The following is an 8735-nucleotide window of genomic DNA, read 5'->3' as shown; positions in this document are numbered from 1 at the left end:
CGACTCACACCTAATGCTTCACATAGTATGGTTATTTTGAACCCCTTTTTTTCGAGCTTTTTGATTGTTTGGTACTCTGCCTCATACCGCGTTTGCGTAACATCAACTCTCTTTCCACTTCTTCTAACTTTTTTAGCGCAGCGTTCTCTGTTTCAAGGTACTCATTTCGTGCTTTTAATGCTGCAATTTCTGTTCGTAACTTTTCTTCATCTGTTTGGATCTTGTCTGGCTTTCCGTGGCCTCGTCCATCTACCAGTCCATCAGGACCATGCGCTTTGTACTTTTGAACCCATGAGTAAATATTATTATAAGAAACCTGATATTTTTCAGCTGTGTCTTTATAAGATAAGTTATTGGCTAAACATGCTTTGACAATCTCAACTTTTTCTTCATGCGTCACTTTTCTACTTTTCATTGTATACACCTCGGGTTTTGGAGAATAAGTTTTTAATTCCTCCCCCTCAGTATACTTGATGATCCAATTTCGAACAGTACTATCATTCGGAATACCATACTTGCGAGCTAACTGTATGAAAGGTGTGCCTTGTTCGATGCGTTCTTTAACGATCAAGTCCTTAAACTCTTTACTATATTTATTATTTCTCCTCTTCGTTTGAATGCCTCTAATCCCCTGTTCTTGGTATCTCAGCACTTTTTTATTAAATACCGATTTACTTAACAGCAGACCCTTCTTTTCACTTAACTCCCGATAGCTCCATCCTTCATCAAGGTACATTTGAATATATCTTTCAAGTTCATCAACAGAATGTTTACTATTAGAACGCATAAAAAACTCCCCCTAAAGTAGTTTTGTTTTTTTGGTGTCTACTTTAGGGGGAGCATATCAGCTTGTGAGTCACTTTTTCTTCTTTTATTCGCTATCCCAGTCCCCATAATAGCAAATCCTAGTATTATAAATAATAGTATTAGCCAAATATTTCGTAATGCTATTGCAAATCCAACAGCAACAAACATCAGGATAACCAACATTGCAAGTAGTAGCATTGGTACGTTTATATTTTTCACGATGTCACCCCGCTTTATTTCCCTTTCAGTATAGCTTATTTTTTCGGGATATTCAAAATAGAAACGATAAAAGACTAGCGGGATGTGGATAATTCTAGTATGATTAACGATGAGCAAATTAAGTGAGGGATATAAATGGTTTATGATTTTGTAATGGATAAATTTGGTGTCGATCAATTGTTTACCGTGTTATACGTCGTTAATTTGATCTTTGCAGCAATTGCCTATAAGTTAGGGTTTGCAAAGAAATTACCAGTATTAAAGTCTGTTATTGTCTATCTATTACTTGCAGTTGGCATTTTTATTTTGAATATCTTATTTATCGTGTTACCAGCAGTATGGGCATCTGATCCACTTCCAATGACAGAAAGTCTTATCGTAATATGTATAGTTTTAGCAGTTTATCGTATTCGTCTACATCTCCAACGTCAGGCGAAAAAAACTTCCTAAACAAAAGCGGGTGTATCACACCGATCCAATCGATTGGTATGATACACCCGCTTTAATCTTAAATTAATTCGTCTTCTTTTTTCTTTTCCTCATATAGACGAAACATTCCTGTTTCATGACGTTTTAATGTATTTTCCTTTATTCGATTATCACAGTTTGGGCATAAATACATATTGATTTTTCGATTTCGCAGTCTTTTCGCCTGTAGAGAGTAATCCTCTATCGTATTTACCGTATCACATATGACACATTTTACTTGCATTTTACCACCTCAAAAATAGAAGTATTCCGTTTAACTATACCATAAATAAGGAAAAAACAAGTAAGTTGTTTAAATTATCTATACTAGTGGAACATATATAGTAAATCTAGTAAAGGGTGATAGTATGAAGAAACGCTATATATTTTCTGCGCTAGGTGCTGGAGTAGCTGGTTTAGTCGTTCGAACTATTCAACAGAATAAAAGGACAGGCCACCATGAAATAGAAGGGGAAGATGCTACGTTTTACAAAGCAGGAAAACCTGATCAAGTAGACACGCTTGAAGTAGATCAACTTGAAAATGCTAAAATGGTATCAGAGGGTTCGCAATTCGGTGTTCAATATTATAACCATGTTACAGAAGAAGAGGAAGAATAAATGGAGGTGCTCAAAAGAGCACCTCCATATTGTGAGCTTAATGTTCTCGTTTTTCTCGTTCGTTTTTTGATTGATTGTTCTCGATATCATCCAATTGTTTTTGTTCCTCATCATCTAAAATTTCTTTATTTTGGTCTGGTTGTTCTGGTTGGTTTTCTGGAATTGGGAAGTCAGGCATGTATCTTCCGACAATTGCTGCCACCTCATCAACTATTCCTTGAATTGGATAGCCTTGCCTGATTTTGTCATTCATTCCACGAATTCTTTCCATCACATCTGCATCTGCAGCAACGACGGCTGTTCTTCCGTATGGATCGTGTTGTAGTGCTTCTAGGACAGAATATTTAATGGTTCCGACTCGTGAACGATCCAGTTCTTTATCGACGTCGATGCCAACAAGGGCATATGGTCCAACAACTATCGCTACAGCGTCATTAACTTGCGGAACATCTCCGGCTATATTGGCAAGATGGTCAGCGATATCTTCATTAGATAAATCTCTTTGCTCACGTGGAGCAGAGTTTTTTACGTTGATGATGCGATCATTTTGATCCTCTTTCTCCGACGGTAAAGAATGCTCTTCGTTGTTTTGTTGGCATCCAAACAATACTAATAAACTAACGACTACAATAGCCTTTCGTATCAACATCTAACACTCCTCCTATAAAGTGTAAATAAGGGGAATTACTATACCGTTAGTTTGAGTAGGAAAGACTAAATTATACAGTAGAAAAGAAAAGCTAGTGAAATCGAGATTGATTTCACCAGCTTAGACAAAATTAATTAATTCTAATTTTTTTAATACCTTTAATTGGGTTGTCTTTATTTGAACCATCCTTATATAGTAAATAAACTGGTCCATCTTCTGTTAACGGTTTACCCTCGATAGCAAATACAAGATAACTATTATATAGCTGTGCTATGGAAAGTGTAACATCCCCATGTTCAGTTAATAAGGTTGCATTAGTAGCTCCCTCTTTTATTTCGGCATGATTGAGAAAATCATCAATTGGCATGACATAGGAATATTGTAATATATTTTCTCGTTCGTGCCGTGATAAGCTTTTGTTAACAGGAGGTTTGGCTTGTCTGCTAGTCGCACGTTCCCATCTCTCAGCGGCTTCCTTTAATTCATCGTGTTTCGTCATTTTATTTACTGGTTGAAAAGCTTCTTCCAGTATAATTTTACGATCATCAAAGATCCATACAGTTGGATCCATTGTAATGGAATATGCTACATTACCAAGAATTGGGACAATCATATTTTTCCACCTTTCGAAATAATCTTTTCCTACCTAAGAATAGCAAACATATCGAATAATTTCACGATTTAAGCAATCTATGAATCATCGATGCTCATAAAACGCTATTATAGAAAGTTTCTTTCAGAAAATTGCTGAATGAAACATTTGCATTTTCTGGTGGTAAACGATAATATAATATAGAAGAAATGTTTATGATTAAAGTAAAACAAGCCGGTGATTTTTAAAGATAGGGTTTGTTTTGTGTGGAGGGGATATTTTTGATGCCAGAGGTTACGATCGACCATCGTGAAAAAGCCTATGCCCTTCTTAAGGCTGATGCTGAAAAAATTTTGCGGCTTATTGAGGTGCAGATTGATAATTTAACGATGCCGCAATGTCCATTATATGAAGAAGTTTTAGATACGCAAATGTTTGGTCTTTCTCGGGAGATAGACTTTGCTGTTCGCCTAAACTTAATTAACGAAGATGAAGGAAAAGCCCTGCTTGAAAATCTAGAGAGGCAGCTAAATATACTTCATGAAGCAGCACAAAAATCTTTGTGAAGCTACACTAATTTCGTGTGGTAGGATTTTGTGATTAAAAACTTTGCCTGCATATGAAATGGCAAGGTTTTTTTGTTTCAATTAGTTTAAAGCCATCATCCGTATTTACCTGAAAATGGAGAGGGAAAAGATGTTACGTAAAATAAAAGACTATGATTTTACCTTAATTTTAACACCAATAGTATTATCTGGATTCGGAATAGTTATGATTTATAGTGCTAGTATGGTTCTTGCTGTTGTAGAAGGATATGAAAGCAATTACTATTTAATGAGACAGCTCCAATGGTTCATTCTTGGATTAGTTGGTTTTACTTTCTGTACGTTTTTTCCTTATAAAAATTATCAAAAATTAGTTAAATTAATTGTGCTTGGAATTATTGTACTACTACTTGCTGTTAAGTTCTTTGGAGAAACGAATGGTAATGCGAGGTCTTGGCTCGCTATTGGACCAATAAGTATACAGCCTTCAGAGTTCGCGAAATTAGGACTAATTATGTATCTTGCATCTGTCTATTCTAAAAAACAAGCCTATATTAATAATTTTAATAGAGGTGTATTACCACCTCTGATCTTAACCGGGGTAGTGCTCGGTTTAATCGTGCTACAGCCTGATATTGGAACAGCTTCGATCATATTTTTAATCGCGTGTTCCATCATATTTAGTTCAGGTATAAGATTTAAACATCTATTTATGCTAGTTGCGATTGGGTTATTATTTTTAGCAATCGCTATACCCAATATGATTACCGATGAACGTGTGTCGCGATTCACTGGTGCCTATGAACCGTTCAATTCACCTGAACTAGATGGGTACCATCTGATTCAATCGTATTTAGCAATTGGAGTTGGTGGATTAACAGGGGAAGGCCTAGGGCAAAGTGTCCAAAAGCTAGGCTATTTATTTGGTCCGCATACCGACTTTATCATGGCAGTAATTGCTGAGGAATTAGGGTTTATTGGTGTGTTCATCGTCATTGGAGCATTAGCTACAATAGTACTTAGAGGGATTTTTATTGCAAGAAAATGCGAGGAGAGCTTTGGCTCATTACTCGCAATTGGTATTTCTTCCATGGTAGGAATCCAAGCATTTATTAATTTAGGATCAGCGAGTGGGATATTACCGATTACTGGGGTAACATTACCATTTGTAAGCTATGGGGGGTCATCGCTGCTAGTATTATTAACCTCAATGGGGATATTAAACAACATAGCGATGAACGTGAAAAAGAAAGAGCAGGAGCCTGTTCCTGCAAATAGACAATCTATTCCAGACAATCCATTTACCTATAAAGGAGGAACAAAATGGTCAAGCTAAATAAGATCAAAAAGGTTTTAGTTGCCAATCGTGGCGAAATTGCGATTCGTGTATTTAGAGCATGTACGGAATTAGGTTTACGTACAGTAGCCATATATTCCAAGGAGGACTTAGGATCGTATCACCGTTATAAAGCCGATGAGGCATACTTGATTGGGGAAGGTAAGAAGCCAATTGATGCTTACTTGGACATTGAAGGAATTATAGAGATTGCCAAAAAAGTTGGGGTGGACGCAATTCATCCTGGCTATGGATTTTTATCGGAAAACATTGATTTTGCTAAACGATGTGAAGAGGAAGGCATTATTTTTATAGGACCAACTAGTGAACATCTACATATGTTTGGAGATAAGGTAAGAGCCAGAACACAAGCAATACAGGCTGGATTACCAGTTATTCCTGGAAGTGATGGCCCGGTTTCCACTTTAGAAGAAGTGGAGGCGTTTGGTGCATCACATGGTTATCCGATTATTATAAAGGCAGCATTAGGCGGTGGCGGACGTGGTATGCGTATTGTTCGAAGTGCGAGTAGCCTTCGTGATAGTTATGATCGCGCCAAATCTGAAGCAAAAGCTGCATTTGGTAGTGATGAAGTTTATGTTGAGAAATTAATTGAACAGCCAAAACACATTGAAGTCCAAATTATCGGAGATCAATTTGGCAATGTTGTTCATTTGTATGAACGAGATTGTTCCATACAAAGACGCCACCAAAAACTAGTGGAAGTTGCGCCAAGTCTTTCACTTTCAGATGAGCTACGTGAAGACATCTGTAATGCAGCTGTACAATTGATGAAGAATGTGGACTATCTAAATGCTGGTACAGTGGAATTTTTAGTGAAGGATGAACAGTTTTACTTTATTGAAGTAAATCCACGTATTCAAGTAGAACATACAATTACCGAGCTGATTACTGGCGTGGATATTGCGCAAACACAAATAAAAATTGCTGATGGTCAAAATATCCATGATCCATCCGTTGGAATTCCAATGCAAGAAAAAATTACAACGCAGGGATATGCTATTCAGTCACGCGTTACGACAGAGGATCCATTAAACAATTTCATGCCTGATACCGGTAAGATTATGGCGTATCGTACAGGTGGTGGATTTGGAGTGCGCTTAGACTCTGGTAATGGATTCCAAGGTGCGGAAATTTCACCACATTATGATTCCTTATTGGTTAAGGTGTCAACTTGGGCGCTAACCTTTGAACAAGCTGTGCAAAAAATGGTTCGTAATCTCAAGGAATTTCGTATTCGGGGGATCAAAACGAACATTCCATTTTTAGAGAATGTCATGGTACACAAGCAATTTATAAAGGGAGAATATAATACGACCTTTATTGATGAGACACCTGAATTATTTGTCTTTCCGAAACGGAAAGACCGTGGAACTAAAATGCTAACCTTCATTGGACATACAACAGTAAATGGCTATGAAGGAATGACAAAAATGGTCAAGCCCCATTTTGAAGATGCTATTGTACCAAAGGTGGATCACATCCCGGTTCAAAAAGGAACAAAACAATTACTAGATGCGAACGGTCCAGAGGGTGTTGCAAGCTGGTTAAAGGATCAAAAAGAAGTGCTCTTAACAGATACAACCTTCCGTGATGCACATCAATCCTTGCTGGCGACTCGAATTCGGACGAAGGATTTAGTGAAAATCGCAGAACCAACCGCGCGTCTCTTACCAAACTTATTCTCTGTAGAAATGTGGGGAGGAGCTACGTTCGATGTTGCTTATCGGTTCTTAAAAGAGGATCCATGGGAAAGATTACTGAAGTTACGTGAAAAAATGCCGAATGTTTTAATGCAAATGTTGTTACGAGCTGGAAATGCCGTTGGTTACAAGAACTATCCTGATAATCTGATCGAAGAGTTTGTTGAAAAAAGTGCATCAGGAGGAATCGATGTCTTTCGAATTTTCGATAGCTTAAACTGGGTAGAAGGAATGGTACCGGCAATCCAAGCTGTACGAGATAACAATAAGCTTGCTGAGGCAGCTATTTGCTACACAGGAGATATTCTGGATACAAACAGAACGAAATACAATTTAGCATATTATAAAAATTTAGCAAAAGAACTAGAACAGTCTGGTGCACATATACTCGGTATTAAGGATATGGCTGGTTTATTAAAGCCAGAAGCTGCCTATCAATTGATTACTGAATTGAAAGAAGCGATAGATATTCCGATACATTTGCATACGCATGATACGAGTGGTAACGGTGTCTATACATACGCACGTGCAATTGATGCAGGTGTTGATGTTGTCGACGTCGCCAGTGGACCTATGGCGGGATTAACTTCACAACCAAGTGCGCAAACCTTGTATTATGCACTAGAAGGAAAAGAAAGACAGCCAAATGTTTCGATAGGCTCCTATGAAAAGGTTTCGTATTACTGGGAAAGTGTACGTGAATATTACCAGGAATTTGAAAGTGGCATGAAGTCACCACATACCGAGATTTATGAGCATGAAATGCCTGGAGGGCAGTACAGTAATTTAAGACAACAGGCAAAAGCAGTTGGGTTAGGGGAACGCTGGAACGAAGTAAAATCTATGTATCGAAGTGTTAATGATATGTTTGGTGATGTTGTAAAAGTGACACCTAGCTCAAAAGTAATCGGTGATATGGCATTGTTTATGGTGCAAAATAATCTAACAGAAGACGACATTTATGAAAAGGGAGAAAGTATTGATTTCCCTGATTCCGTTGTCGAATTTGCAAGTGGTTATCTTGGCCAGCCATATCAAGGTTTTCCAAAGGAACTACAACGCATTATTTTAAAAGGGAAACAAGCGATTACGGAAAGACCAGGGAAGCTACTTGATCCGATTAACTTTGAACACTTAAAGGAAACATTGTTTAAAGAGTTGGACAGACAAGTAACGAGCTTTGATATGATTGCCTATGCCCTATATCCAAAAGTATTTATGGATTATCATGATTTCTATGAAACTTACGGGGATGTTTCTGTATTAGATACCCCAACATTTTTCTATGGAATGCGAATTGGCGAAGTAATTGAAGTTGAGATTGAGCAAGGTAAGACATTGATTGTGAAACTAATCTCGATTTCTGAACCAAGAGAAGATGGAACAAGAGTGGTTTATTTTGAATTAAATGGGCAAGCAAGGCAAGTCATTGTGCGTGACCATAGTGTTCAAACACAAATAGTCACAAGACCAAAAGCAACTAAATCAAATGAAAAGCATATCGGTGCTACTATGCCAGGTACAGTCTTGAAGGTGGTTTGTGAAACAGGTCAAACCGTTGAAAAAGGTGAGCAATTAGTCATTACAGAAGCTATGAAAATGGAAACAACTGTTCAAGCTCCCTTTAATGGTGTGATTAAAGCAATACACGTTCAAGATGGCGATACTATCGAGGTAAATGATTTGTTAATTGAATTTGAATAGAATATCAAATGAAAATGAGGCTGTAGCATAAGTAAAGTAAAAAGATAAAAAGCCGAACTATCCACTAATCC

Annotated in this window: 10 protein-coding genes; 5 read left to right on the top strand and 5 right to left on the bottom strand. The window is 37.4% G+C overall.

Annotated elements, in window-relative coordinates:
• Window positions 1-31: 31 nt before the first annotated feature.
• The gene (locus JF53_RS06625) at window positions 32-787 is read right to left on the bottom strand and encodes a helix-turn-helix domain-containing protein (RefSeq protein ID WP_053351188.1); all 756 of its coding nucleotides are present in this window, start codon (window positions 785-787) and stop codon (window positions 32-34) included.
• A 38-nt stretch (window positions 788-825) separates the two neighbouring features.
• Entirely contained in the window at window positions 826-1026 is a 201-nt protein-coding gene (locus JF53_RS06620; protein ID WP_047981393.1) for a DUF5325 family protein, read from the bottom strand.
• A gap of 135 nt (window positions 1027-1161) precedes the next feature.
• Between JF53_RS06620 and JF53_RS06615 the strand changes: the two genes are divergently transcribed.
• The gene (locus tag JF53_RS06615; RefSeq protein ID WP_047981392.1) at window positions 1162-1476 is read left to right on the top strand and encodes a YlaH-like family protein; all 315 of its coding nucleotides are present in this window, start codon (window positions 1162-1164) and stop codon (window positions 1474-1476) included.
• A 58-nt stretch (window positions 1477-1534) separates the two neighbouring features.
• Here JF53_RS06615 and JF53_RS06610 read toward each other — a convergent pair whose 3' ends face one another.
• Window positions 1535-1738, bottom strand: a complete 204-nt coding sequence (locus JF53_RS06610; protein WP_047981391.1) for a YlaI family protein — start codon at window positions 1736-1738, stop codon at window positions 1535-1537.
• A 124-nt stretch (window positions 1739-1862) separates the two neighbouring features.
• On the opposite strand from JF53_RS06610, the gene JF53_RS06605 reads away from it, so the two are divergent.
• Window positions 1863-2114 carry a hypothetical protein gene (locus JF53_RS06605; protein ID WP_047981390.1) on the top strand — a complete coding sequence of 84 codons (252 nt, stop codon included), beginning with the start codon at window positions 1863-1865 and terminating at the stop codon, window positions 2112-2114.
• Between the two features lie 37 nt (window positions 2115-2151).
• On the opposite strand, the gene JF53_RS06600 is transcribed toward JF53_RS06605, so the two are convergent.
• Together JF53_RS06600 and JF53_RS06595 are read right to left on the bottom strand one after the other, a co-directional pair.
• Window positions 2152-2763 carry a YhcN/YlaJ family sporulation lipoprotein gene (locus tag JF53_RS06600; protein WP_047981389.1) on the bottom strand — a complete coding sequence of 204 codons (612 nt, stop codon included), beginning with the start codon at window positions 2761-2763 and terminating at the stop codon, window positions 2152-2154.
• Between the two features lie 130 nt (window positions 2764-2893).
• The gene (locus tag JF53_RS06595; protein ID WP_047981388.1) at window positions 2894-3376 is read right to left on the bottom strand and encodes a hypothetical protein; all 483 of its coding nucleotides are present in this window, start codon (window positions 3374-3376) and stop codon (window positions 2894-2896) included.
• A 263-nt stretch (window positions 3377-3639) separates the two neighbouring features.
• On the opposite strand from JF53_RS06595, the gene JF53_RS06590 reads away from it, so the two are divergent.
• The 3 genes from JF53_RS06590 to pyc all read left to right on the top strand — a co-directional run bounded on the left by JF53_RS06590 (window position 3640) and on the right by pyc (window position 8664).
• On the top strand, window positions 3640-3921 hold the full coding sequence (locus tag JF53_RS06590; protein WP_047981387.1) for a YlaN family protein: 282 nt from the start codon (window positions 3640-3642) through the stop codon (window positions 3919-3921).
• A 130-nt stretch (window positions 3922-4051) separates the two neighbouring features.
• On the top strand, window positions 4052-5236 hold the full coding sequence (gene ftsW, locus JF53_RS06585; protein ID WP_047981386.1) for a putative lipid II flippase FtsW: 1185 nt from the start codon (window positions 4052-4054) through the stop codon (window positions 5234-5236).
• The gene (gene pyc / locus JF53_RS06580) at window positions 5224-8664 is read left to right on the top strand and encodes a pyruvate carboxylase (protein ID WP_047981385.1); all 3441 of its coding nucleotides are present in this window, start codon (window positions 5224-5226) and stop codon (window positions 8662-8664) included. The genes ftsW and pyc overlap by 13 nt, the downstream gene beginning before the upstream one ends.
• The last annotated feature ends 71 nt before the right edge of the window (window positions 8665-8735 follow it).

Source organism: Ornithinibacillus contaminans (assembly GCF_001038425.2).
In the GTDB taxonomy this organism is placed as follows: Bacteria; Bacillota; Bacilli; order Bacillales; family Amphibacillaceae; genus Ornithinibacillus; species Ornithinibacillus contaminans.
The sequence above is the reverse complement of the archived record's forward strand: the minus strand, read 5'-3'. Positions and strand labels throughout refer to the sequence as shown.